The sequence below is a fragment of the Streptomyces sp. NBC_00224 genome (genome assembly GCF_041435195.1).
Classification (GTDB): Bacteria; Actinomycetota; Actinomycetes; order Streptomycetales; family Streptomycetaceae; genus Streptomyces.
Window position 1 is genome coordinate 5,422,820 of the sequence record NZ_CP108106.1, and the last position, 24,043, is coordinate 5,446,862.

Below are 24,043 nucleotides of genomic sequence, written 5' to 3' on the forward strand. Positions count from 1 at the left end.
TGATCAGCGGTAGTTCACGAACTGCAGCGCGAAGTCGAAGTCCTTGCCCTTGAGCAGGGTCTGAACGGCCTGGAGGTCGTCGCGGCTCTTGGAGGAGACCCGCAGCTCCTCGCCCTGCACCTGCGCCTTGACGCCCTTGGGGCCCTCGTCGCGGATGACCTTGGCGACCTTCTTGGCGTTCTCCTGCGAGATGCCCTCCTCGATGGAGGCGAAGATCTTGTACTCCTTGCCGGAGAGCTGCGGCTCGCCGGCGTCCAGCGCCTTGAGCGAGATCCCGCGCTTGACCAGCTTGGTCTGGAAGACGTCGAGGATCGCGTTGACGCGGTCCTCGGAGTTGGCCTCCATCAGGATCTTCTCGCCGGACCAAGCGATCGACGCGCCCACGTTCTTGAAGTCGTAGCGCTGCGAGATCTCCTTCGCCGACTGGTTGAGGGCGTTGTCGACCTCCTGCCGCTCGACCTTCGAGACGATGTCGAAACTGGAGTCGGCCATGTCCTGTGGCTCCTTGGATCGGGTGCGTGGGGGTACGGCCTGGCTGCCGAACCGCTGCCCCAAAGCCTAGCCACCCGGGCCCGCGCGAAGCGCTGATCAACCGGGTGGCGAAGCACCCCCGGGTATCGGGTATCGTTTACGTCGTTGCCAGGGAGCACCGCGAGAGCGGGACCTCTACCAGCGACATCCCATGGCGGTGTGCCCGAGTGGCCAATGGGAACGGACTGTAAATCCGTCGGCTTAGCCTACCCAGGTTCGAATCCTGGCGCCGCCACACTGGGTGAGACCCCCTCTTATCTGCGGAAACGCAGACGAGAGGGGGTTTTCTCGTTGTCCGCCCGCCATCGTTCGGCTGGAACGCGGGTCGGTGAAGTGCCTCACTCCGAGGACTCCGAGGCACTCCGAGGCACTCGGATCCGCGGGGCGGTGTGGTGCCGGCTGCTGTCGGCCGTCTCTTCCGGTACCGGTCTCCTCGACTACTTCCGCATGCCGACGTCGTACGCAAGCGGGCGCGGCGCGGTATACGGAATTGCTGAATCCGATTCTCTTCCTCGGTCTGCCGCTGCCTCTGCCGCTGCCTCTGCTTTTGGGTGCGTCGACTTCTCCGTAGTTACCCGCTGTTAAAGCGGACAAGGTGGGCGCGGAACAGTGCTCTGCCTCTCTCGGACGACATTTCTGTGGGGCAAGGCGCGTCTTGTATTGGTGAAATGCGCGTTATGTGGCCATGGCGAAGGGTGGCGATTGGAGAGGCGGGTCCGGTGCGGGCCGTCCGTGTGTTTCGGGGGCGGCAGACTTTCTCCTGGCGTCGGGCTGTAATCGCGGCCTGACGTTCCGTGCCGCGAGGCGGTGCGTTGTGAAGGCATTTGTCTTCACATACGCCAACTCGGCGGGGCGTGCTACTGCACCACCAGCAACGTGAGGAGGAGAGCGCACGTCTGTGACGTGCGCTGATTCATTCATGATGAGTTCTGTCATCCATGATGCCGGCGCCCACTACATAGCCGAGGTGATGTTCGCGATCACCGCTGTGGTTGTCGGGGTGCTGCGATCCGTGTGGCGCCGAAGGCCACGAATGGTCCGGCACGCGGGAGGCTCGTCGTCCGAAGGGCCGATCGACGGGCCACCGGACACTTCGCGACTGTGCGCGACTGAACGCGACTCTCTGCCGAATGCGTCGTCCAAAAGACGACAGGGGGAGTCGTCATGAAGACGACACGTGCCGCACGGCGTGCGCAGTATCCCGAGGCGGAGTACAACCGGGACCGGGCATGGGGGCGGTTGTTGGAGTCTCCGGGCGGAGTGCGGCGACATTCCCAGCCGGGGAGTTCCGAGTCCGCTCCGACGCTGCTGGAGGTGGCCCGCGCTTACGACCGCATCTGTCAGCGAGCTCGCGGGATAATCCAGCCCGACGTCGAAGAGACGGACATTCTGGCGACGCTCCTGGTTATCCGTATGCTCCGGGACAAATTGGAAAGCGATGAGCTTCAGCTGATCTCCCTGGCGCGAACCAAGCGGATCACCTGGGAGCGCATCGCCGACGCTCTGGAACTGAGCGGTCGTCAGTCGGCGGAACGCCGCCATCTCCAATTGACCCGCGCGCACAGGCGCGCCGACGGCACTCTGCCTCGTACGCAGAGCGAGCGGGTGGAGTCCGTCCGCGAGCATCGCAGCCGGCGCGCGGAGCGGGATTGGGCGCTGCGCCACGGAGAGCTGATCCGGGACCTGGCCGTACGGCTCGCTTCCGTCGAAGGTCTTCAGGCGCGTGTCGACCGATCGCACGAGGCCCGCATACTCACCGCCCTGGAGGACTCCCGGGAAGGGGGGCCACAGGAACACAGAACGGCCATGCGGCTGGTGTGGCCGCAGGCGCTGTCGGACTGGCTCATCGAAGACGAAAGGTTTCGCACCACTCCACAGGAGAGCGAGGAGTCGGCGGCCGACCCTGCCTGGGAGCGCCAGCAGCAGGAGGCCGACATCTTGCACCAGCTGCTTGGATTGATCAGCTATGCCACCAACCCCAGGAACATCGATCTTTCGGATCTTCCGGATCTGTTCCAGGAAATCGTCAGGGTCCATGGCGAGTATCAGCAGCAGACCAGGATCCGTCGCTAGCGGACGGGCGCGGTGCCGGTGTTCGGGCTTGAGGGGAAGGTCGGGCGCTGGGTGGGGAGAAAACGGCGAAGCAAGATCCCGGGCTGCGGGCCATGGGAGCAGAAACGATCGAGCCATGGCGCAAACCACCGGGTGAGGGGCCTGGCACGGTCGGCGGCCGGAACGGACATCCGTCGGCCTGGCCGACCCGGTTCGAAGTTCCCATCCTGGCGCCGCCAGGCGGCGACAGGCCCTAGCCCCCAGACCCCCGTTAGCCCCCAGACCCCCGTTGAATTGCGGAAACGCGGCTCGGCGGGGGTCTTCTCGCCTCGGGCCCTCAGTTCCCCGCCACGTCCTTGACCGCCACCGTCACCGGCACCGACCCGCTGATCGCTTCCAGGGTCAGGCCCGCCGTGGCGGGGGTGTCGACGAGTTCGGCCAGGAGGGCGGCGACGTCGTCGCGGGGGATGGGGCCGCGGCCCGTCGACGCGGCCATGGTGACCAGGCCCGTGCCGGCGTCGTTCGTCAGCATTCCGGGGCGCAGGATCGTCCAGTCCAGGCCGGGGCGGGCCCGTACCGCCTCGTCGGCCGAGCCCTTGGCGCGCAGATACGCGTCGAAGATCTCGTCGCCCTCGTGGCGCGGGTCCGCGCCCATCGAGGAGACGACCACGTAGCGGCGTACGCCCGCCCGCTCCGCCGCGTCGGCGAAGAGGACCGCGGCCGCCCGGTCCACGGTCTCCTTGCGGGCCGCGTCGCTGCCGGGGCCCGCGCCCGCCGCGAAGACCGCCGCGTCGGCGCCCTCCAGGGTGGCCGCGACCTCGTCCACGGACGCCGACTCCAGGTCGAGTACGACGGGCTCGGCGCCCGCCTTTCGCAGGTCGTCCGCCTGTTCCGGCTTGCGGATGATGCCCGCGACCTCGTCCCCGCGCGCCGACAGCAGCCGTTCGAGCCGCAGCGCGATCTGACCATGGCCTCCTGCGATGACAATGCGCATGCTCACGACCGTACGCCGGTGGGCCGCCCGGCGCGCCCCCGGTGAGCCCCTTCGGGCGCCGAAGCCCCGCCCGGCCGGCGCGTCCGCCCGCGTGCCCGCCCCGCACGCCCCTTCGGCCCCCCAAGGGACCTCACCCGCCGGAGTCCGACCGCCCCTGGCGCGGCAGATCCAGTGCCACCGCCGCCGCCGAGTCGCAGTACTCCCGTACCGCGCTCGTCCGTGCCACCACCCGGCCGCGGTGGATCACGATGCGGCTGTACGCGAGGGACAGTACGCCCGCGATGCGTTCGCCGCGGACCGCCAGGAGCTCCGCCGGGAAGCCCGCCTCCACGCGGACCTCGGGCAGGCCCATGGCCTCCCGGGCGGCCGCGCTCACCGCGCCGTACGCGTCCTCGGGGCGCAGGCCCGCCTGGGAGGCGAGGAGGTACGCGGCCTCCAACGGGTCGCCCCGGCCCACCGGGTTGGCGAGGTCGCGCAGGGCGCCGCTGCCCGCCGCCACGCGCACGCCCGCCGCCTTCAGCATCCGCACGGGCGGCATGTCCTGACGGTCGGTTCCCTGACGTTCCGTCATGCCGCAGCGGCCCTGCGGCAGGCAGACCACCGCGACGCCCGCCGACGCGAGCTGGTCCGCCGCCCGTGCCGCCGCCTCGCGCGGCAGCCGGGACAGGCCCGCACAGGGGCCGATCGCCACGCCCGGGCGCAGCCCGGCGGTCATCGCCGCGAGCCGGGCCAGCCGCGCCGGGTCGTCACCGTCCGTGTGGAGGTCGACCGCGCAGCCGTGCTCGGCGGCGATCTCCAGGACCGCCTCCGTGTACCCGGCCGGGTCCGGGTCGAGGTCCGGGCAGCCGCCGACCACCGACGCGCCCATCTTCACCGCGTCCCGCAGCATCGCGAGCCCGTCCGCGCCCGCCGCGCCGGTCAGCAGCCGGGGCACCGCCACCACGTTCAGCTCGGCGAGCCCGCGCAGCGAGCGGCGGGTCTGCAGGGCAGCCTCCAGCGGCTCCAGGCCCCGTACGTCGTCGATCCGCACGTGCGAGCGCAGCGCCGTCGCGCCGTGGCCGAGCTGGAGCAGGGCGGCCTCGGTGGCGCGGCGCTGGACGTCCTGCGCCGCGTACGAGACCGGGCCCTCGGGGCCGAACGCGGTCAGCGCCGTGTCGCTGTGCGCATGCGGCTCGGCGGGCGCCGGGAGCAGCAGGAAGCCGTTCAGGTCGACCTTGGAGAAGTGCGCGGCGAGGCTGCCCGCGGTCCCGACGGCCTCGATGCGGCCGCCGCCGAGCCGGACGTCCACGGTCCGGCCGTCGGCGAGCCGGGCGCCGGACAGCAGGAGCGTGGCGGCGGCCTCGGCGGGGCCGTCCCCGGTGCCGGGCGAGTGGGCCGGCTGCGACTGGCTGTCGGACATCGCGCTCCAGGTGGTCCTCGGGGCCCCGCGGGGCCTTCAGGGCAAGATCACGCAGCGTGAGAGCCGAGCCTAGGGGCGCACCCCGCGCGCATCGAGGAGGAGCGCAATAGTCGTACCGGTGTGGCCACGAGTGGCGTACGTGACACCTGGGGCGGGGTCGTGCGGAAGCGGTTCGCGATCATGTCCCACCCGCCCCCGGGCCCCCGTGCGCCCCCTGCGGGAGCCGCCCCGCGACGGCCGTCCGAGGGCTCCGAGGCGGCCCGGCGAAACGGATTTGGGCGATCGGCGGCCGACCGTGTAATGTCTTCATCGCTCGCCCCAATAGCTCAGTCGGTAGAGCGTCTCCATGGTAAGGAGAAGGTCTACGGTTCGATTCCGTATTGGGGCTCTGGTGAGAGGGTCCCCGCCCACAAGCGGGGACCGGATCATCAAAGCGGTGTAGCTCAGTCGGTAGAGCAAGCGGCTCATAATCGCTGTGTCACCGGTTCAAGTCCGGTCACCGCTACTCCAAGTAGCAACAGTAGCCGATTGTGGGGTCGGTCTCCCGATCGGCTACTCTTTTATGCGTTCATCCGTCTACCTGTCCGTCAAGGAGCACTCACGTGGCTGCCACCGACGTCCGCCCGAAGATCACGCTGGCCTGCGTGGAGTGCAAGGAGCGGAACTACATCACCAAGAAGAACCGGCGTAACAACCCGGACCGACTTGAGATGAAGAAGCACTGCCCGCGCTGCAAGTCGCACACTGCACACCGCGAGACCCGCTAACCACGGGTTTAGCACTCAGGCTCGTACGAGAGGCCGTTCCCTGTTCTGGGGAGCGGCCTCTCGTCGTATCCCGTTCCGTAGATCACCAAGCAGATCACCAAGCAGGAGGTTGCGAGCCCATGGCGCTCGACCAGTCCTTCGTGGGGCGGACCTATCCGCCCACCGCGCCGTACGAGGTCGGCCGGGAGAAGATCCGCGAATTCGCCGAGGCCGTGGGGGACGCCAACCCCGCGTACACGGACCCGGAGGCCGCCAAGGCGCTCGGGCACCCCGATGTGATCGCGCCGCCGACCTTTGTGTTCGCCATCACGTTCAAGGCGGCCGGCGACGTGATCCAGGACCCGCAGCTGGGCCTGGACTACAGCCGGGTCGTGCACGGCGACCAGAAGTTCGCGTACAAGCGCCCGGTGCGCGCGGGGGACCGGCTCACCGTGACCTCCACCATCGAGGCGATCAAGTCCCTCGCGGGCAACGACATCCTGGACATCCGCGGTGAGGTCCACGACGAGGCGGGCGAGCACGTCGTGACCGCCTTCACCAAGCTCGTGTCCCGCGCGGCCGAGGGGGAGTGACGATGAGCGCCAAGATCCGTTACGAGGACGTCGAGACCGGCACCGAGCTGCCGGCGCAGTCCTTCCCCGTGAGTCGCGCCACACTCGTGCAGTACGCGGGCGCCTCGGGCGACTTCAACCCGATCCACTGGAACGAGAAGTTCGCCAAGGAGGTCGGGCTGCCCGACGTCATCGCGCACGGCATGTTCACCATGGCCGCGGCGATCCGGGTGGTCACCGACTGGGTGGGCGACCCGGCGGCGGTCGTCGAGTACGGGGTGCGCTTCACCAAGCCGGTCGTCGTGCCGAACGACGAAACGGGTGCGCTCGTCGAGGTCAGCGCCAAGGTCGCGGCCAAGCTGGACGACGAGGCGAAGACGGTCCGGGTCGACCTGACGGCGATGAGCGCGGGCCAGAAGGTCCTGGGCATGTCGCGCGCGGTGGTCGCGCTGGCGTGAGCCCGCACAACGGCCGCCGGGGTGGGAAACCCGGCGGCCGTTCTTCGGGGTTGCGAAGTTAGTTATTAGCCACTAACTTTAGATCCATGGTCAGGATGAGTGCGGAGGAGCGGCGCGAGAGCGTCGTACGGGCGGCGATGAGTGAGTTCGCTCACCGCGGCTACTACGGGACGTCCACCGAGGCGATCGCCAAGCGGGTGGGTGTCTCGCAGCCGTATCTGTTCCGGCTCTTCCCGAACAAGCCCGCGATCTTCCTCGCGGCGATGCACCGCTGCATGGAGGACACCGTCCGGATGTTCGTCGAGGCGTCCGAGGGGCTCCGCGGCGAGGAGGCGGTGCACGCGATGGCGAACGCGTACACCAAGGTCATCGCGGAGGAGCCGGAGCGGCTGCTCATGCAGATGCAGGTGTACGTGGCGGTCGCCGCGGCCGAGGCGGCGGGCGACCGGACCTTCGGCGAGGCCGTCCGGCGGGAGTGGATGGAGCTGTGGGACGCGGTGAGCATCCCGCTGGAGGGCTACAAGGACACCACGACGTTCCTGGCGTACGGGATGCTGATCAACACGCTGGTGGCGATCGGGTTCCCTCCCGAGCACCGGGTGTGGGAGGAGATCTATCCCTCCGCACGGGTGAAGGGGCGGCTGGAGAAGTAGCCGCGGGGCTGCCCGGGGCGGTGCGGCGTGTGCGGGCGCACACGTATGAGCTCGAAAGTTAGTAACTGATAACTAACCAGCGATACCAACCAGACAGGGGAAGCGGGGAAGCGATGTCCGAGCAGCAGAAGCAGACGCAGAAGCAGCACGAGCAAGGGCCTGGCCAGGAGTCCGAGCAGGGGGCGGCCCGGCGCGGGGGCGCCGTGTGGGCGCTGGTGATCACCAGCGTCGCCGGGTTCATGGCGGCGCTCGACAACCTCGTCGTCACCACCGCACTGCCGTCGATCCGCGAGGACCTGGGCGGGGCGCTGGACGATCTGGAGTGGACGGTGAGCGCGTACACCCTCACCTTCGCCGTGCTGCTGATGTTCGGAGCGGCGCTGGGGGACCGGTTCGGGCGCCGCAAGCTCTTCCTCGTCGGGCTGACGATCTTCACCGGCGCGTCCGCCGCGGCGGCGCTGGCGCCCGGGATCGACGGTCTTGTCGCGGCCCGCGCGGTCCAGGGCGTCGGCGCGGCGATCATGATGCCGCTGACGCTCACGCTGCTCACGGCTGCGGTGCCGGCCGCGAAGCGGGGCCTGGCGTACGGGATATGGGGCGCGATCAACGGCCTCGCCGTCGCGAGCGGGCCGCTGATCGGAGGCGCGCTGACCGAGCACTTCTCCTGGCAGTGGATCTTCTGGCTGAACGTTCCGCTCGGCGTGCTCGTGCTGCCGCTGGCGCGGCTGCGGCTCGCGGAGTCGTACGGGAGCGGGGCCCGGCTCGACATCCGCGGCACGGTGCTCGCCAGCGGGGGGCTCTTCGGGATCGTGTACAGCCTGATCCGGGGCAACGTCGACGGCTGGAGCAGCCCGACGGTGCTGACGGGGCTCGTGGCCGGTACGGCGCTGCTCGGCGCCTTCGTCTGGCACGGGATCGTCAGCGAGGCGCCGCTGCTGCCGATGCGGCTGTTCCGGAGCCGGGCGTTCGCGGCGATCAACCTGTCCAGCCTGCTGATGTTCGTCGGGATGTTCGGCTCGATCTTCCTGCTCAGCCAGTTCCTGCAGGGCGTGCTCGGCTACTCGCCGACCGAGGCGGGGCTGCGGATGCTGCCGTGGACCGCCATGCCGCTGCTGGTCGCGCCGATCGCCGGCATCCTGTCCGACCGGATCGGGGGACGGCCGGTGGTGGCGGCGGGACTGGCGCTCCAGGCGATCGGGCTCGGGTGGTTCGCCCTGATCCTGTCGCCGGACGTGTCGTACGGGACGCAGCTGCCGGCGCTGGTGGTCAGCGGGATCGGGATGGCGCTGTACTTCGCGCCGGCCGCGAATCTGGTGATGTCGAGCGTGCGGCCGTCCGAGCAGGGGATCGCGTCCGGGGCGAACAACGCGCTGCGCGAGGTGGGCGGGGCGCTGGGCGTCGCCGTCCTGGCGGCGGTGTTCTCCGCGCAGGGCGGGTACGGGTCGGCCACCGCCTTCGTGGACGGGCTGCAGCCGGCGCTGTGGGTCGGGGCGGGAGTGGTGGCGCTGGCGGCGGTCAGTGCGGTGTGCCTGCCGCGGGCTTCTGTGGCGGGGTCGGCGTCGGCTCCGGCCGCGCCGGCGCGGGAGGATGCGCTGGTGGGGTAAGGGCGGGTTTCCCGGGGGCTATGCCCCCGGACCCCGCTCGTCTGCGGACCGTATGCGGCTGGTCGCGCAGCGGCATTTTTAGGGGCGCGGGGAACTGCGCGCTCAGCCCCCACCCACCCGCAGGCGAATCCCGCACCCCGCCGGGGGCCCCGTACGCTGGACCCCGTGCACGTACTTCACGACGCCCCCCTCGCCCCCCTCACCACCTTTCGGCTCGGTGGGCCGGCCGAGCGGCTGTTGACGGCTCTCAGCGATGACGAGGTCATCGACGCCGTGCGGGAGGCTGACGGGGCCGGGACCCCTCTGCTCGTCATCGGTGGCGGCAGCAATCTCGTCATCGGGGACAAGGGGTTCGCCGGGACCGCCCTTCGGATCGCCACCCGGGGCTTCTCGCTCGACGGCACCCGGCTCGAAGTGGCCGCCGGGGAAGTCTGGAGCGACACCGTGGCCCGGACCGTGGAGGCCGGGCTCGCCGGGATCGAGTGCCTGGCCGGGATTCCCGGGTCCGCCGGGGCCACCCCGATCCAGAACGTCGGCGCGTACGGCCAGGAGGTCTCCTCCACCATCCGCGAGGTCGTCGCGTACGACCGGGTCGAGCGGCGTACCGTCGTCCTGGCCGCCGGCGAGTGCGAGTTCTCCTATCGGCACAGCCGGTTCAAGGCGCAGCCCGAGCGGTACGTCGTCCTGCGCGTCCGGTTCGAGCTGGAGGACGTCGGCGGGCTCTCCGCGCCCATCAAGTACGCCGAGACCGCCCGCGCCCTCGGCGTCGAGCCCGGCGACCGCGTCCCGGCCGCCACCGCCCGCGAGACCGTCCTCAAGCTCCGGGCCGGCAAGGGCATGGTCCTCGACCCGGATGATCACGACACCTGGTCCGCCGGGTCCTTCTTCACCAATCCCATCCTGGGGGAGAGCCAGTACCGGGCTTTCCTCGCGAAGGCCGAGCGGCGGCTCGGCGGCGATGTCGCTCCGCCCGCCTGGGACCTCGGCGGTGGGCTGACCAAGACCTCCGCCGCCTGGCTCATCGACAAGGCCGGGTTCACCAAGGGGTACGGCTCCGGGCCCGCCCGGATCTCCACCAAGCACACCCTCGCCCTCACCAACCGCGGCGGCGCCACCACCGAGGACCTGCTTGCCCTCGCCCGCGAGGTCGTCGCGGGTGTGGAGCAGGCCTTCGGGGTGACGCTCGTCAATGAGCCGGTGACCGTCAACGCCGAGATCTGACCGGTCCGCGAGGACGGTCAGTACGACACGCAGACTCCCTGTTTCACCGTGGCCTGGTTGTCGATCATTCCCAGCATCGCGTCCGCCACGTCCGCCCGCCCGATCGTGCGCGCGCTGCGCGGGGTCGCCCCTATGGCCGTGCGGTAGGTGCCCGTCCTCGGCTTGTTGACCAGGCGGACCGGGCGTACCGCCGTCCAGTCGAGCGCCGAGGCGGCGAGCGCGGCCTCCGTGCGGCGCAGGTCCTCGTAGACGTCCTTGAGGACGCGCGTGACGATCGTCAGCGTGAGGCGGTCGAGGAACGGGTCGTCCGGCGCCTCCGGGCCGACCGGGCCCGCGCTGACCACCAGCAGGCGGCGGGTGCCCTCGGCGTCCATCGCCTTCACGATCGAGCCGGTCAGGCGGGCCGTGATGCCCGCTGCCGCGTCCGCCCGCTTGTTCGCGCCGAGCCCCGAGAGCACCGCGTCCCGGCCCGCCACCGCCGGGCGCAGTGAGTCGGGGGACGCCAGATCCCCCCGGACCACCTCCAGGCCCGGTCCCGTCACCGTGAACCGTCCCGGGTCCCGTACCACCGCCGTCACCTGGTGTCCGGCGGCCAGCGCCTGCCCGACCACCTCCGCGCCGATCCGGCCCGTCGCACCGAAAACCGTGAGCTTCATTTTCGTCACCCTCCCCTGGTGGATAGGTAATTACTCTGCCAAGGGTGCCTGAGGTGTTACGCGGCCAGCCAGGAATCCACGCCCGCGAGGAGCTTCGCCTTCACCTCTTGCGGCGCCGCCGACCCCCGTACCGACTGCCGGGCCAGCTCGGCCAGCTCCGCGTCGGTGAAGGCGTGGTGGCGGCGGGCGATCTCGTACTGGGCGGCCAGCCGGGAGCCGAACAGGAGCGGGTCGTCGGCGCCGAGCGCCAGCGGCACGCCCGCCTCGTACAGCGTGCGCAGCGGGACGTCCTCGGGCTTCTCGTAGACGCCCAGGGCGACGTTGGAGGCGGGGCAGACCTCGCAGGTGATCCCGCGTTCGGCGAGGCGCTTCAGCAGCCGCGGGTCCTCGGCGGCGCGCACCCCGTGGCCGACGCGGGTGGCGTGCAGGTCGTCCAGGCAGTCCCGGACGGACGCGGGGCCGTTCAGCTCGCCGCCGTGCGGCGCGGCCAGCAGGCCGCCCTCCCGGGCGATCGCGAAGGCGCGGTCGAAGTCCCGTGCCATGCCCCGGCGTTCGTCGTTGGAGAGGCCGAAGCCGACCACGCCCCGGTCCGCGTACCGCACGGCGAGGCGGGCCAGTGTGCGGGCGTCCAGGGGGTGCTTCATCCGGTTCGCCGCGACCAGGACCCGCATGCCGAGCCCCGTCTCGCGCGCGGCCGACTCGACCGCGTCCAGGATGATCTCCAGGGCCGGGATGAGCCCGCCCAGCATCGGCGCGTACGACGTCGGGTCGACCTGGATCTCCAGCCAGCCCGAGCCGTCCCGCACATCCTCCTCGGCGGCCTCGCGCACCAGCCGCTGGATGTCCTCGGGGGTGCGCAGACACGAGCGTGCGATGTCGTACAGGCGCTGGAAGCGGAACCAGCCGCGCTCGTCGGTGGCCCGCAGCTTCGGCGGCTCGCCACTGGTCAGCGCGTCGGGGAGGTGTACCCCGTACTTGTCGGCGAGCTCCAGCAGGGTCGTGGGGCGCATCGACCCCGTGAAGTGCAGGTGCAGATGGGCCTTCGGCAGGTCTCGTACGTCGCGAACGTGCTCCATCGGCTGATCTTGCCGCACCCCGGGCCCGTCCGACAGCCCCTTTCCCCGATCGGGACCTTGCCCGAACGCAGGAACGGGCCACCGGCTCAGGTGAGTCGGTGGCCCGTTCCCGGGAGTGCCTCAAGCACTCACGTGCCTCAGTCGCGCGCTTCCGCCAGCAGCTTCTGGATCCGCGAGACGCCCTCGACCAGGTCCTCGTCGCCCAGCGCATAGGACAGCCGCAGATAGCCCGGGGTGCCGAAGGCCTCGCCCGGGACGACCGCGACCTCGGCCTCGTCCAGGATCAGCGCGGCGAGCTCGACGGAGGTCTGCGGGCGCTTGCCGCGGATCTCCTTGCCGAGCAGGCCCTTCACCGAGGGGTACGCGTAGAACGCGCCCTCGGGGGTCGGGCAGACCACGCCGTCGATCTCGCTGAGCATCTTCACGATGGTCTGGCGGCGGCGGTCGAAGGCCGTGCGCATCTTCGCGACCGCGTCGAGGTTGCCGGAGACCGCGGCGAGCGCCGCCACCTGGGAGACGTTGGCCACGTTGGACGTGGCGTGCGACTGCAGGTTGGTCGCGGCCTTGATGACGTCCTTGGGGCCGACGATCCACCCGACCCGCCAGCCGGTCATCGCGTACGTCTTGGCGACGCCGTTGACGACGATGCACTTGTCGCGCAGCTCGGGCAGGAGCGCCGGCAGTGACACGGAGACGGCGTCCCCGTAGACCAGGTGCTCGTAGATCTCGTCGGTCAGCACCCACAGGCCGTGCTCGACGGCCCAGCGGCCGATCGCCTCGGTCTCGGCCTCGGTGTACACCGAGCCGGTCGGGTTGGACGGGGAGACGAAGAGGACGACCTTGGTCTTCTCCGTACGAGCGGCCTCCAGCTGCTCGACCGAGACCCGGTAGCCGGTGGTCTCGTCGGCGACGACCTCGACCGGGACGCCGCCCGCGAGGCGGATCGACTCCGGGTAGGTGGTCCAGTACGGCGCCGGGACGATGACCTCGTCGCCCGGGTCCAGGATCGCCGCGAACGCCTCGTAGATCGCCTGCTTGCCGCCGTTGGTCACCAGGATCTGGGACGGGTCGACCTCGTAGCCGGAGTCGCGCAGGGTCTTCTCGGCGATGGCCTTCTTGAGCTCGGGCAGGCCGCCCGCCGGCGTGTAGCGGTGGTACTTCGGGTCGTGGCAGGCCGCGGCGGCCGCCTCGACGATGTAGTCCGGGGTCGGGAAGTCGGGCTCACCGGCGCCGAAGCCGATCACCGGCCGCCCGGCGGCCTTGAGGGCCTTGGCCTTGGCGTCGACGGCGAGGGTCGCGGACTCGGAGATCGCGCCGATGCGCGCGGACACCCGGCGCTCGGTCGGAGAAGTTGCAGCGCTCATACGGCCCATCGTCCCAGACCTGCCGTGCCCCGGGCACACCGGTTTCATGGACCGGACGGGGCAGTTGCACAGTGCTTTCGGTGCGTCCGCGCGGAGCTGTCAGGAGCTATCTGTTCGACGCCGGGCCCCGGACCACGTACACTCACCTGTCGTTGGCCTCCACCAACCGATCGACTGCGGGCACTCGGTGCACTCGGTCGGATGCGGTAGGTTGGGGAACCACAAAGGGTCGTAGCTCAATTGGTAGAGCACTGGTCTCCAAAACCAGCGGTTGGGGGTTCAAGTCCCTCCGGCCCTGCTACACACACCTTCGCCAGGATGTGTGCGCATGTACGTACTTCTATGCACCGCCGTGCGGCTCCACCGGGCGCGGCACGGCCACGACCCGGAATCAGGTGAGAAGCGTGACGGACGCCGTGGGCTCCATCGACATGCCTGATGCCCAGGACGAGGCGTCTGCGGACCAGGAGTCCAAGAAGAAGGCCCGCAAGGGCGGCAAGCGCGGCAAGAAGGGCCCCCTGGGCCGTCTCGCGCTCTTCTACCGTCAGGTCGTCGCCGAGCTCCGCAAGGTGGTCTGGCCGACCCGAAACCAGTTGTCGACGTACACCACTGTGGTGATCGTGTTCGTCGTCATCATGATCGGCATCGTGACCGTGATCGACACCGGATTCGAGCACGTCGTCAAGTACGTCTTCGGCTGATCCACTCGCGTAAGGGCGCCCACCCGGCGCCTTTTTCGCATTGTTCCACCCATCTGTAGCCAGGAAGAAGCAGCCACGTGTCTGACCCGAACCTGAACGACGCCATCGAGTCGGCGGAGTCCGTGGAGGACCAGCTCGACATCGTCGAGGCGGCGGACGCCGTGGACCCGGACCAGGCCGAGGCTGCCGACGCCGATGCGGGCGAGGCGGCCGAGCAGGCCGCGCTCCACGTCGAGGACGCGGACGAGCTGGAGGCCGCCGAGTCCGAGGACGAGGCCGCCGAGGACGTCGCTGACGTCGAGGACGAGGACGCCACCGAGGCTGAGGCCGACGAGGACGCCGAGGACGAGGGCGCCGAGGAGGCTCCCGCGGAGCCCGCCGCGCCCGTCGACCCGGTCGAGGCGCTCCGCCAGGAGCTGCGCGGCCTGCCCGGCGAGTGGTACGTCATCCACACCTACGCGGGCTACGAGAAGCGCGTGAAGGCGAACCTTGAGCAGCGTGCCGTCTCGCTGAACGTCGAGGAGTTCATCTACCAGGCCGAGGTCCCCGAAGAGGAGATCGTCCAGATCAAGAACGGCGAGCGCAAGAACGTCCGGCAGAACAAGCTGCCCGGTTACGTTCTCGTCCGCATGGATCTGACGAACGAGTCCTGGGGCGTCGTCCGCAACACCCCCGGCGTCACCGGCTTCGTGGGCAACGCCTACGACCCGTACCCGCTGACCCTGGACGAGATCGTCAAGATGCTCGCCCCGGAGGCCGAGGAGAAGGCCGCCCGCGAGGCCGCCGAGGCCGAGGGCAAGCCGGCTCCGGCCCGCAAGGTCGAGGTCCAGGTGCTCGACTTCGAGGTCGGCGACTCGGTCACCGTCACCGACGGCCCGTTCGCCACGCTCCAGGCCACGATCAACGAGATCAACGCCGACTCGAAGAAGGTCAAGGGCCTCGTCGAGATCTTCGGCCGCGAGACCCCGGTCGAGCTCAGCTTCGACCAGATCCAGAAGAACTAGTTTCTTCCGGACCACACGTCTTCCGAACAGGTCAGACGGGCTCTTCAAAGCCCGTCTGACCTGCTCGGTTTTTAGCCGCAGACAGATACCCGTTATCGTTGTGCGGTATGCCTCCATCCGGATGATCGGATGCCAGGCGGTTCACTCTCACTAGGACCCGGAGAGAGCAATGCCTCCCAAGAAGAAGAAGGTCACGGGGCTTATCAAGCTCCAGATCAACGCCGGTGCGGCGAACCCGGCCCCGCCGGTCGGCCCCGCGCTCGGCCAGCACGGCGTCAACATCATGGAGTTCTGCAAGGCCTACAACGCGGCGACCGAGTCGCAGCGTGGCTGGGTGATCCCGGTGGAGATCACGGTCTACGAGGACCGCTCCTTCACCTTCATCACCAAGACTCCGCCGGCCGCGAAGATGATCCTCAAGGCCGCGGGTGTGGAGAAGGGCTCTGGCGAGCCGCACAAGACCAAGGTCGCGAAGATCACCGAGGCCCAGGTCCGCGAGATCGCCACGACGAAGCTCGCCGACCTGAACGCCAACGACCTGGACGCCGCGTCCAAGATCATCGCTGGCACCGCCCGTTCCATGGGCATCACGGTCGAGGGCTGATCCCAGCCTTCCCCGTAGTACCCCAGTGGTAGGGCCAAGCGCTGGTCCGCACCACGACTCCATGCCTGAACCAACACAGGAGCAGAAGTGAAGCGCAGCAAGACTCTCCGCGCTGCGGACGCCAAGATCGACGCGGACAAGCTCTACGCCCCGCTCGAGGCCGTCCGTCTCGCCAAGGAGACCTCCGCGACCAAGTTCGACGGCACCGTCGAGGTCGCCTTCCGCCTGGGTGTCGACCCGCGCAAGGCCGACCAGATGGTCCGTGGCACCGTGAACCTCCCGCACGGCACCGGCAAGACCGCCCGGGTCCTGGTCTTCGCGACCGGTGACCGTGCTGCGGCCGCGGAAGCCGCCGGCGCCGACATTGTCGGCTCCGACGAACTGATCGACGAGGTTGCGAAGGGCCGTCTGGACTTCGACGCCGTCGTCGCCACCCCGGACCTCATGGGCAAGGTCGGCCGCCTCGGCCGCGTGCTCGGCCCGCGTGGTCTGATGCCGAACCCGAAGACCGGCACCGTCACCCCCGATGTCGTCAAGGCTGTCAACGACATCAAGGGCGGCAAGATCGAGTTCCGCGTCGACAAGCACTCGAACCTGCACTTCATCATCGGCAAGGTGTCCTTCGACGACGCCAAGCTGGTGGAGAACTACGGCGCCGCGCTGGAGGAGATCCTCCGTCTGAAGCCGTCCGCCGCCAAGGGCCGGTACATCAAGAAGGCGACCCTCACCACCACGATGGGTCCCGGTATCGCGCTCGACTCCAACCGCACCCGCAACCTCCTCGTCGAGGAGGACCCGGCCGCGGTCTGAGCCTGACGGCTCGCATCGGCTAGTCCAGAGCCGGGCCCCGCACCTCTTCGGAGGTGCGGGGCCCGGCTTTTTGTCGCAACCGCGTCCCAACAGCCCCGGGCGGGCGCGGTGTTGTCGTACCCCTGCGCTACCGTCGACGGGCAAGGGAAAAGGTATTCGAGGGGGGACGCATGAACACCAGGTCCGTACGGCGTGCAGGTATTTCGCTGGTGGCTGTGGGTGCGGCGCTCTCGGGGCTCGCCGCCTGCGGTGGCTCCGACAGCGGCGACAAGAAGAGCGCGCCCGCCAAGGAGCAGCACAAGGCCGGGTCGGACTTCAGCCCGGTCGCGGCCCTCCAGGCGGTGCAGAAGAAGACCGACGGGGTGGGCTCCGCCAAGGTCGAGACGACGATGTCCATGGGCACCGTGATGGGCCTGGAGGGCACCGGCACCCTGGCGTGGGGCAACGGGACGACCGGCGCCATGCGGATGAAGTACACCCAGGGCACCATGGCGCAGTCCATGAAGCAGCTGGGCAGCGACAGCATCGACGCCCGCTATCTGCACGACGCCTACTTCGCGAACATGGGCCCGGCGTTCGCCAAGGAGCTCGGCGGCAAGCACTGGATCCGGTACGGCTATGACGACATGGCCAGGCTGATGGGCCCCAGCGGCGCCGTCATGAAGGACCAGATGCAGAACTCGACGCCCCAGCAGGGCGTGAAGGTGCTGCTCGCCTCGGGCGACGTCAAGGAGGTCGGCACCGAGGAAGTCCGCGGGGTGCGGACCACGCACTACTCGGGCACGGTCGACATGGCCAAGCTGGTGGTCAGCAGCTCGGGCCTGGACGCGAAGACGCTGGAGGCCTTCAAGTCCCAGATGACCAAGAGCGGCATCTCCACCGACACGGTCGACATCTGGGTGGACAAGGACGACCTCCTGGTGAAGAAGACCGAGCGCGCCGCGACGAAGAACGGCGAGATGAACACCACCGCCTTCTACTCGGACTACGGCGTGAAGGTCTCCGCCGAGGCCCCGGCGGCCTCCGACACCGTGGACTTCACGAGCCTGATCAAGCCCAAGTCGCCCGCCCAGCAGCAGTCGTAACCGCACAACGGCAGTCGCATCCCACGCAACAGCGGTCATAATCCGTCTCACCCGTCACACCCTTGGGTTACGGTGCAGATGATCGACCCGATCTACGGGATCACGGCACGGGGGAACAAGGGGTGGGGTACATGAGCAGGTCCGGATGGACGCGGGCGGCGCTGGCGACGGCGACGGCCGCCCTGGTGGTGGCCGGGGCCGCGGGCTGCGGTGGCGACGACAAGAAGGCCGACGGCGCGGGGGGCGCCAAGAAGGCCGCCGCCGCGCCGCAGTCCCGTACCGCCGCGTCGCAGGTGCTCGCGGCCGCGTACAAGAAGACCGCCGCGGCCAAGTCCGCGAAGGTCCGGATGACCATGTCGGCGCCCGCGTCCGCGGGGGCGGGCTCGGAGAAGACCGAGACCAGCGGTGTCATGGCCTGGAAACCGACGGCCATGGACCTCACCGTGACGTCCTCGGCCGCCAAGGGCATGGCGGGCGCGCCCGAGAAGACCCGCATGCTCTGGGTGAACAACGTCATGTACGTGGACATGGGCGCCATGGGCGAGTCCGCCAAGGAGCTCGGCGGCAAGCGCTGGATCAAGTTCGACCTGACCGCGCTCGCCAAGCAGTCCGGCAAGGACCAGCTGGTCAAGCAGATGACCGCCGGCATGGAGAACATGAACCAGGACCCGGCCCAGCAGCTCGCCCTGCTGCTCGACTCGCCGAACCTGAAGCACCTGGGCGCCGAGCAGGTCGACGGGGTCGCCTCCGAGCACTACAAGGGCACGCTCACCATCGACGAGATGATGAAGAGCAACAAGATGCTCGACACCCTGGCCCCCAAGGAGCGCGAGCAGCTCCTGGCCAACATGAAGAAGACCGGGGTCCAGGGGTACGACACCGAGGTCTGGGTCAACACGGACGGCTACCCGGTCCGGATGGACGTCAACATGAGCAGCCCCCAGGGCAAGGTCATCACGTCCACGCACTACTCGGACTACGGCACCAAGACCCAGGTCACGGCTCCGCCCGCGGGTCAGACCGCCGATCTGTTCGAGATGCTGAAGGGCCTGGGCGACCTGGGCAAGGACGCCGGGAAGGGCGGTCTCGGCGGCGCCTGACGGCCCGGCCCGACCGCCCCGTACGACCGGATTTGCTCGATCCGCTACCCGTCACGTACTCTTCCACAGAAGCCAAAGACCGCTGGTCGTTGCCGTTCCTTCGCAAGAGGGGGCGGTGGCCGAAGGATCCGCCGCATGCGGACGACCCGCGCAGGTGACTGTGGAAAGTTCCCGGACTCGTTCCGGTCGAGCTACGCCCCGTGCACTTGCGCCGGGGCGTTTTTTATGTCGTGGCCCCTTCTGAGCGGTCCTCATCACCCGGAAGGAGGCCGACGCACTATGCCGACGCCCAACAAGGCTGCCGACGTAGCCGAGCTTGAGGACAAGTTCCGCAGCTCTAACGCCGTCGTGCTGACCGAGTACCGGGGTCTCACCGTGGCGCAGCTCAAGACGCTGCGTCGTTCGCTCGGTGAGAACGCCCAGTACGCCGTGGTGAAGAACACGCTGACCAAGATCGCGGCCAACAACGCCGGGATCACCTCGCTCGACGACCAGTTCACTGGTCCGACGGGTGCCGCCTTCATCACCGGTGACCCGGTGGTGTCGGCCAAGGGTCTTCGTGACTTCGCCAAGGAGAACCCCAACCTGATCATCAAGGGCGGTGTCCTTGATGGCAAGGCGCTGTCCGCCGATGACATCAAGAAGCTTGCGGACCTTGAGTCCCGCGAGGTTCTGCTCAGCAAGCTGGCTGGCGCGTTCAAGGGCAAGCAGTCTCAGGCTGCCTCGCTCTTCCAGGCGCTGCCGTCGAAGTTCGTCCGCACTGCGGAAGCGCTTCGCGTCAAGCTCGCCGAGCAGGGCGGTGCCGAGTAATTCGGCTCGCGCATTGATCCGCGCCGCCTAGTGCGCGGGTCGTAGCGGGCCGTTACGCCCGCCTCTATATACATCCGGCACCTGCCGAATTAGTGGAAGGATCGCCCATCATGGCGAAGCTCTCTCAGGACGACCTCCTCGCCCAGTTCGAGGAGATGACCCTCATCGAGCTCTCCGAGTTCGTCAAGGCCTTCGAGGAGAAGTTCGACGTCACCGCCGCCGCGGCCGTCGCCGTTGCCGGCCCCGCCGCCGGTGGCCCCGCCGCCGAGGCCGAGGAGGAGAAGGACGAGTTCGACGTCATCCTCACCGGTGCGGGCGACAAGAAGATCCAGGTCATCAAGGTCGTGCGTGAGCTGACCTCCCTGGGCCTCAAGGAGGCCAAGGACCTCGTCGACGGCACCCCGAAGCCGGTCCTCGAGAAGGTCAACAAGGAGGCCGCCGAGAAGGCTGCCGAGTCCCTCAAGGCTGCCGGTGCGGCCGTCGAGGTCAAGTGACCTTGTGAGTCTTCTGACTCTTTGTGCGTGACGTCCACGGGCGTGTAACGCGTACACACTGAAGGGCGATCACCCATCCGGGTGGTCGCCCTTCGGCGTACCCGGGCGACGCGTGACGGCTGCCTTGCACGGAGGGCGACAGGGAGTATGGTGATCATCGCCGTACGCCCCGTGTGCGCCTCGTAGCCGTAGCAGCCGTAACGGAGCGATCTCCGCGGAGCTGAGGGGTCTTGACGAACCGCACGCAGCGCGCAATTCTCAGGACGCGTCGTCACAAGGATCCAGATCCGAGGCATGGATCGACGGCGAAGAGGGCAGTAACGATGTGCGTCGTCACGGCGCGTGGCTTGCCGAGGTACTGAGAAGAACAATGAGGGTCGCGAAAAATCCGCCCTGGACATCAGTGGGCCGAGTGGCTACACTGACCCTTTGCGCTGCCTGTTAGCTGCCCCCTGCCCGTCACCAGGGGCATGCCCTCGCTTGAGCATCGTTGATTGAACTGCCCTGACCTGGCCTTTCAGCCTCAATCAGGAAATGTCTCTCTCTGTGCCCTCGTGGGACCGGTACGCGCGTAGTGAGTCCGAGCCCTCGGAAGGACCCCCTCTTGGCCGCCTCGCGCAACGCCTCGACCGCCAATACGAACAACGGCGCCAGCACCGCCCCGCTGCGCATCTCCTTTGCAAAGATCAAGGAGCCCCTCGAGGTTCCGAACCTCCTTGCGCTGCAAACCGAGAGCTTTGACTGGCTGCTCGGCAACGCCGCTTGGAAGGCTCGTGTCGAGTCGGCCCTGGAGAACGGACAGGACGTCCCCACCAAGTCCGGTCTGGAGGAGATCTTCGAGGAGATCTCTCCGATCGAGGACTTCAGCGGGTCGATGTCGCTGACCTTCCGCGACCACCGCTTCGAGCCCCCGAAGAACTCGATCGACGAGTGCAAGGAGCGCGACTTCACGTTCGCGGCCCCGCTCTTCGTCACCGCCGAGTTCACCAACAACGAGACCGGCGAGATCAAGTCCCAGACGGTCTTCATGGGCGACTTCCCGCTCATGACCAACAAGGGCACCTTCGTCATCAACGGCACCGAGCGTGTCGTCGTGTCGCAGCTTGTCCGCTCGCCGGGTGTCTACTTCGACTCCAACATCGACAAGACGTCCGACAAGGACATCTACACGGCCAAGATCATCCCGTCCCGGGGTGCCTGGCTTGAGATGGAGATCGACAAGCGCGACATGGTCGGTGTCCGCATCGACCGCAAGCGCAAGCAGTCCGTCACCGTCCTCCTGAAGGCTCTCGGCTGGACCACCGAGCAGATCCTTGAGGAGTTCGGCGAGTACGAGTCGATGCGCGCCACCCTGGAGAAGGACCACACCCAGGGCCAGGACGACGCGCTGCTCGACATCTACCGCAAGCTGCGCCCGGGCGAGCCGCCGACGCGCGAGGCCGCTCAGACGCTGCTCGAGAACCTCTACTTCAACCCGAAGCGCTACGACCTCGCGAAGGTCGGCCGCTACAAGGTGAACAAGAAGCTCGGCGCGGATGAGCCGCTGGACGCCGGCGTCCTCACCACGGACGACGTCATCGCGACCATCAAGTACCTGGTCAAGCTGCACGCGGGCGAGACCGAGACGACCGGTGAGTCGGGTCGGAACATCGTCGTCGAGACCGACGACATCGACCACTTCGGCAACCGTCGTCTGCGCAACGTCGGCGAGCTCATCCAGAACCAGGTCCGTACGGGTCTGGCGCGTATGGAGCGTGTCGTCCGCGAGCGGATGACGACCCAGGACGTCGAGGCGATCACGCCGCAGACCCTGATCAACATCCGGCCGGTCGTCGCCTCCATCAAGGAGTTCTTCGGCACCAGCCAGCTGTCGCAGTTCATGGACCAGAACAACCCGCTGTCGGGTCTCACCCACAAGCGCCGTCTGTCGGCGCTTGGCCCGGGTGGTCTCTCCCGTGAGCGGGCCGGCTTCGAGGTCCGTGACGTGCACCCGTCGCACTACGGCCGCATGTGCCCGATCGAGACCCCTGAAGGCCCGAACATCGGTCTGATCGGTTCGCTCGCCTCGTACGGCCGCGTCAACGCGTTCGGCTTCATCGAGACGCCGTACCGCAAGGTCGTCGACGGCCAGGTCACCGACGAGGTCGACTACATCACGGCCGACGAGGAAGACCGCTTCGTCATCGCGCAGGCCAACGCCGCGCTCAACGACGAGCTCCAGCTCACCGAGGCCCGCGTCCTGGTCCGCCGCCGTGGCGGCGAGGTCGACTACGTGCCGCCGGCCGAGGTGGACTACATCGACGTCTCGCCGCGCCAGATGGTGTCGGTCGCGACCGCGATGATCCCCTTCCTTGAGCACGACGACGCCAACCGTGCCCTCATGGGCGCGAACATGATGCGCCAGGCCGTGCCGCTCATCAAGTCCGAGGCGCCGCTCGTCGGCACCGGCATGGAGTACCGCTGCGCCACCGACGCGGGCGACGTGCTCAAGGCCGAGAAGGACGGTGTGGTCCAGGAGGTCTCCGCGGACTACATCACCATCGCCAACGACGACGGCACGTACACCACGTACCGCCTGCACAAGTTCTCCCGCTCGAACCAGGGCACCTCGGTCAACCAGAAGGTTGTCGTGGACGAGGGCGCGCGGATCATCGCGGGCCAGGTCCTCGCCGACGGTCCGGCGACCGAGAACGGCGAGATGGCGCTGGGCAAGAACCTGCTCGTGGCGTTCATGCCGTGGGAGGGTCACAACTACGAGGACGCGATCATCCTGTCGCAGCGCCTCGTGCAGGACGACGTCCTCTCCTCGATCCACATCGAGGAGCACGAGGTCGACGCCCGTGACACCAAGCTCGGCCCCGAGGAGATCACCCGGGACATCCCGAACGTCTCCGAGGAGGTCCTCGCCGACCTCGACGAGCGCGGCATCATCCGTATCGGTGCCGAGGTCGTCGCCGGCGACATCCTCGTCGGCAAGGTCACGCCCAAGGGCGAGACCGAGCTGACGCCGGAGGAGCGCCTGCTCCGCGCGATCTTCGGTGAGAAGGCCCGTGAGGTCCGTGACACCTCGCTGAAGGTGCCGCACGGCGAGACCGGCAAGATCATCGGCGTCCGCGTCTTCGACCGTGAAGAGGGCGACGAGCTGCCGCCGGGCGTGAACCAGCTGGTTCGTGTCTACGTGGCGCAGAAGCGCAAGATCACGGACGGTGACAAGCTCGCCGGCCGTCACGGCAACAAGGGTGTCATCTCCAAGATCCTGCCGATCGAGGACATGCCGTTCCTGGAGGACGGCACCCCGGTCGACATCATCCTCAACCCGCTGGGTGTCCCGTCCCGAATGAACCCGGGACAGGTCCTGGAGATCCACCTCGGCTGGCTCGCCAGCCGCGGCTGGGACGTCTCCGGTCTGGCCGACGACTGGGCCCAGCGCCTGCAGGCCATCGGCGCCGACCAGGTCGCCCCCGGCACCAACGTCGCGACGCCGGTCTTCGACGGCGCCCGCGAGGACGAGATCGCCGGTCTCTTCGAGGCCACGATCCCGAACCGCGACGGGGACCGCCTGGTCCAGCCGTCAGGTAAGGCCAACCTGTTCGACGGCCGCTCCGGCGAGCCGTTCCCGGACCCGATCTCGATCGGGTACATGTACATCCTGAAGCTGCACCACCTGGTCGACGACAAGCTGCACGCCCGCTCGACCGGTCCGTACTCGATGATCACCCAGCAGCCGCTGGGTGGTAAGGCCCAGTTCGGTGGCCAGCGCTTCGGTGAGATGGAGGTGTGGGCGCTGGAGGCATACGGCGCCGCCTACGCCCTCCAGGAGCTGCTGACCATCAAGTCCGACGACGTCACCGGCCGTGTGAAGGTCTACGAGGCCATCGTCAAGGGCGAGAACATCCCCGAGCCCGGCATTCCCGAGTCCTTCAAGGTGCTCATCAAGGAAATGCAGTCGCTCTGCCTCAACGTGGAGGTGCTGTCCTCGGACGGCATGTCCATCGAGATGCGCGACACGGACGAGGACGTCTTCCGCGCTGCGGAGGAGCTCGGTATCGACCTGTCCCGGCGCGAGCCGAGCAGCGTCGAAGAGGTCTGACGGGTCTGGTGGGGGCTCT

The 24,043-nt window shown here is 68.6% G+C and carries 22 protein-coding genes and 4 tRNA genes; 20 read left to right on the plus strand and 6 right to left on the minus strand.

Going from position 1 to position 24,043, the window contains the following annotated elements; all coding sequences use genetic code 11:
* Positions 1-3: 3 nt before the first annotated feature.
* Positions 4-492, minus strand: a complete 489-nt coding sequence (locus OG965_RS24175; RefSeq protein WP_371654167.1) for a YajQ family cyclic di-GMP-binding protein — start codon at positions 490-492, stop codon at positions 4-6.
* Positions 493-684: 192 nt separating this feature from the next.
* On the opposite strand from OG965_RS24175, the gene OG965_RS24180 reads away from it, so the two are divergent.
* Together OG965_RS24180 and OG965_RS24185 are read left to right on the plus strand one after the other, a co-directional pair.
* Positions 685-766, plus strand: a tRNA-Tyr gene (locus OG965_RS24180).
* 929 nt (positions 767-1,695) lie between these two features.
* Complete coding sequence (locus OG965_RS24185; protein WP_371654168.1) at positions 1,696-2,604, plus strand: hypothetical protein; 909 nt, start codon at positions 1,696-1,698, stop codon at positions 2,602-2,604.
* Between the two features lie 316 nt (positions 2,605-2,920).
* On the opposite strand, the gene OG965_RS24190 is transcribed toward OG965_RS24185, so the two are convergent.
* On the minus strand, positions 2,921-3,577 hold the full coding sequence (locus tag OG965_RS24190; RefSeq protein ID WP_371654169.1) for an SDR family oxidoreductase: 657 nt from the start codon (positions 3,575-3,577) through the stop codon (positions 2,921-2,923).
* 130 nt (positions 3,578-3,707) lie between these two features.
* Entirely contained in the window at positions 3,708-4,976 is a 1,269-nt protein-coding gene (locus tag OG965_RS24195) for an amidohydrolase family protein (RefSeq protein WP_371654170.1), read from the minus strand.
* Positions 4,977-5,291: 315 nt separating this feature from the next.
* Between OG965_RS24195 and OG965_RS24200 the strand changes: the two genes are divergently transcribed.
* The 8 genes from OG965_RS24200 to OG965_RS24235 all read left to right on the plus strand — a co-directional run bounded on the left by OG965_RS24200 (position 5,292) and on the right by OG965_RS24235 (position 10,230).
* Positions 5,292-5,364, plus strand: a tRNA-Thr gene (locus OG965_RS24200).
* 44 nt (positions 5,365-5,408) lie between these two features.
* Positions 5,409-5,481: transfer RNA gene (locus OG965_RS24205), tRNA-Met, on the plus strand.
* A 97-nt stretch (positions 5,482-5,578) separates the two neighbouring features.
* On the plus strand, positions 5,579-5,743 hold the full coding sequence (gene rpmG / locus OG965_RS24210; protein ID WP_158989327.1) for a 50S ribosomal protein L33: 165 nt from the start codon (positions 5,579-5,581) through the stop codon (positions 5,741-5,743).
* A 119-nt stretch (positions 5,744-5,862) separates the two neighbouring features.
* Positions 5,863-6,315, plus strand: a complete 453-nt coding sequence (locus tag OG965_RS24215; protein ID WP_371654171.1) for a MaoC family dehydratase N-terminal domain-containing protein — start codon at positions 5,863-5,865, stop codon at positions 6,313-6,315.
* 2 nt (positions 6,316-6,317) lie between these two features.
* Entirely contained in the window at positions 6,318-6,752 is a 435-nt protein-coding gene (locus OG965_RS24220; protein WP_371654172.1) for a MaoC family dehydratase, read from the plus strand.
* An 86-nt stretch (positions 6,753-6,838) separates the two neighbouring features.
* Positions 6,839-7,405 (plus strand): TetR/AcrR family transcriptional regulator, encoded by a 567-nt coding sequence (locus tag OG965_RS24225; protein ID WP_371654173.1) that lies wholly within the window; start codon positions 6,839-6,841, stop codon positions 7,403-7,405.
* 113 nt (positions 7,406-7,518) lie between these two features.
* Positions 7,519-9,009: an MFS transporter gene (locus OG965_RS24230; RefSeq protein ID WP_371654174.1), complete on the plus strand. Its 1,491-nt coding sequence runs from the start codon at positions 7,519-7,521 to the stop codon at positions 9,007-9,009.
* Between the two features lie 165 nt (positions 9,010-9,174).
* Entirely contained in the window at positions 9,175-10,230 is a 1,056-nt protein-coding gene (locus tag OG965_RS24235) for a UDP-N-acetylmuramate dehydrogenase (RefSeq protein ID WP_371654175.1), read from the plus strand.
* A 17-nt stretch (positions 10,231-10,247) separates the two neighbouring features.
* Here OG965_RS24235 and OG965_RS24240 read toward each other — a convergent pair whose 3' ends face one another.
* The 3 genes from OG965_RS24240 to OG965_RS24250 all read right to left on the minus strand — a co-directional run bounded on the left by OG965_RS24240 (position 10,248) and on the right by OG965_RS24250 (position 13,326).
* A complete protein-coding gene (locus OG965_RS24240; protein ID WP_371654176.1) occupies positions 10,248-10,886 on the minus strand; it encodes an NAD(P)-dependent oxidoreductase in 639 nt (212 codons plus the stop codon).
* 56 nt (positions 10,887-10,942) lie between these two features.
* On the minus strand, positions 10,943-11,962 hold the full coding sequence (locus OG965_RS24245) for an adenosine deaminase (RefSeq protein WP_371654177.1): 1,020 nt from the start codon (positions 11,960-11,962) through the stop codon (positions 10,943-10,945).
* A gap of 137 nt (positions 11,963-12,099) precedes the next feature.
* The gene (locus OG965_RS24250) at positions 12,100-13,326 is read right to left on the minus strand and encodes a pyridoxal phosphate-dependent aminotransferase (protein ID WP_371654178.1); all 1,227 of its coding nucleotides are present in this window, start codon (positions 13,324-13,326) and stop codon (positions 12,100-12,102) included.
* A gap of 225 nt (positions 13,327-13,551) precedes the next feature.
* On the opposite strand from OG965_RS24250, the gene OG965_RS24255 reads away from it, so the two are divergent.
* The 10 genes from OG965_RS24255 to rpoB all read left to right on the plus strand — a co-directional run bounded on the left by OG965_RS24255 (position 13,552) and on the right by rpoB (position 24,024).
* Positions 13,552-13,624: transfer RNA gene (locus OG965_RS24255), tRNA-Trp, on the plus strand.
* 106 nt (positions 13,625-13,730) lie between these two features.
* Positions 13,731-14,027, plus strand: a complete 297-nt coding sequence (gene secE / locus OG965_RS24260; protein ID WP_371654179.1) for a preprotein translocase subunit SecE — start codon at positions 13,731-13,733, stop codon at positions 14,025-14,027.
* Between the two features lie 77 nt (positions 14,028-14,104).
* Entirely contained in the window at positions 14,105-15,031 is a 927-nt protein-coding gene (gene nusG, locus OG965_RS24265; protein ID WP_371654180.1) for a transcription termination/antitermination protein NusG, read from the plus strand.
* A gap of 169 nt (positions 15,032-15,200) precedes the next feature.
* On the plus strand, positions 15,201-15,635 hold the full coding sequence (gene rplK, locus OG965_RS24270) for a 50S ribosomal protein L11 (protein ID WP_053731185.1): 435 nt from the start codon (positions 15,201-15,203) through the stop codon (positions 15,633-15,635).
* A gap of 87 nt (positions 15,636-15,722) precedes the next feature.
* Positions 15,723-16,445: a 50S ribosomal protein L1 gene (gene rplA / locus OG965_RS24275; protein ID WP_371654181.1), complete on the plus strand. Its 723-nt coding sequence runs from the start codon at positions 15,723-15,725 to the stop codon at positions 16,443-16,445.
* A gap of 170 nt (positions 16,446-16,615) precedes the next feature.
* The gene (locus tag OG965_RS24280; RefSeq protein ID WP_371654182.1) at positions 16,616-17,530 is read left to right on the plus strand and encodes a hypothetical protein; all 915 of its coding nucleotides are present in this window, start codon (positions 16,616-16,618) and stop codon (positions 17,528-17,530) included.
* Positions 17,531-17,661: 131 nt separating this feature from the next.
* Complete coding sequence (locus OG965_RS24285) at positions 17,662-18,630, plus strand: hypothetical protein (protein WP_371654183.1); 969 nt, start codon at positions 17,662-17,664, stop codon at positions 18,628-18,630.
* 279 nt (positions 18,631-18,909) lie between these two features.
* Positions 18,910-19,440 carry a 50S ribosomal protein L10 gene (gene rplJ, locus OG965_RS24290; protein ID WP_371654184.1) on the plus strand — a complete coding sequence of 177 codons (531 nt, stop codon included), beginning with the start codon at positions 18,910-18,912 and terminating at the stop codon, positions 19,438-19,440.
* Positions 19,441-19,550: 110 nt separating this feature from the next.
* The gene (gene rplL, locus OG965_RS24295) at positions 19,551-19,934 is read left to right on the plus strand and encodes a 50S ribosomal protein L7/L12 (protein WP_283142066.1); all 384 of its coding nucleotides are present in this window, start codon (positions 19,551-19,553) and stop codon (positions 19,932-19,934) included.
* A 604-nt stretch (positions 19,935-20,538) separates the two neighbouring features.
* Positions 20,539-24,024 (plus strand): DNA-directed RNA polymerase subunit beta, encoded by a 3,486-nt coding sequence (rpoB, locus tag OG965_RS24300; RefSeq protein ID WP_371654185.1) that lies wholly within the window; start codon positions 20,539-20,541, stop codon positions 24,022-24,024.
* The last annotated feature ends 19 nt before the right edge of the window (positions 24,025-24,043 follow it).

Coding starts and splice junctions, on each gene's coding strand:
- OG965_RS24280 (WP_371654182.1), top strand. CDS start 16,616: ATGAACACCAGGTCCGTACGGCGTGCAGGTATTTCGCTGGTGGCTGTG.
- rplJ (WP_371654184.1), top strand. CDS start 18,910: ATGCCGACGCCCAACAAGGCTGCCGACGTAGCCGAGCTTGAGGACAAG.
- OG965_RS24250 (WP_371654178.1), bottom strand. CDS start 13,326: ATGAGCGCTGCAACTTCTCCGACCGAGCGCCGGGTGTCCGCGCGCATC.
- OG965_RS24230 (WP_371654174.1), top strand. CDS start 7,519: ATGTCCGAGCAGCAGAAGCAGACGCAGAAGCAGCACGAGCAAGGGCCT.
- OG965_RS24175 (WP_371654167.1), bottom strand. CDS start 492: ATGGCCGACTCCAGTTTCGACATCGTCTCGAAGGTCGAGCGGCAGGAG.
- OG965_RS24240 (WP_371654176.1), bottom strand. CDS start 10,886: ATGAAGCTCACGGTTTTCGGTGCGACGGGCCGGATCGGCGCGGAGGTG.
- OG965_RS24190 (WP_371654169.1), bottom strand. CDS start 3,577: ATGCGCATTGTCATCGCAGGAGGCCATGGTCAGATCGCGCTGCGGCTC.
- rplK (WP_053731185.1), top strand. CDS start 15,201: ATGCCTCCCAAGAAGAAGAAGGTCACGGGGCTTATCAAGCTCCAGATC.
- OG965_RS24220 (WP_371654172.1), top strand. CDS start 6,318: ATGAGCGCCAAGATCCGTTACGAGGACGTCGAGACCGGCACCGAGCTG.
- OG965_RS24185 (WP_371654168.1), top strand. CDS start 1,696: ATGAAGACGACACGTGCCGCACGGCGTGCGCAGTATCCCGAGGCGGAG.
- rplL (WP_283142066.1), top strand. CDS start 19,551: ATGGCGAAGCTCTCTCAGGACGACCTCCTCGCCCAGTTCGAGGAGATG.
- OG965_RS24225 (WP_371654173.1), top strand. CDS start 6,839: ATGGTCAGGATGAGTGCGGAGGAGCGGCGCGAGAGCGTCGTACGGGCG.
- OG965_RS24245 (WP_371654177.1), bottom strand. CDS start 11,962: ATGGAGCACGTTCGCGACGTACGAGACCTGCCGAAGGCCCATCTGCAC.
- OG965_RS24215 (WP_371654171.1), top strand. CDS start 5,863: ATGGCGCTCGACCAGTCCTTCGTGGGGCGGACCTATCCGCCCACCGCG.
- OG965_RS24285 (WP_371654183.1), top strand. CDS start 17,662: ATGAGCAGGTCCGGATGGACGCGGGCGGCGCTGGCGACGGCGACGGCC.
- OG965_RS24195 (WP_371654170.1), bottom strand. CDS start 4,976: ATGTCCGACAGCCAGTCGCAGCCGGCCCACTCGCCCGGCACCGGGGAC.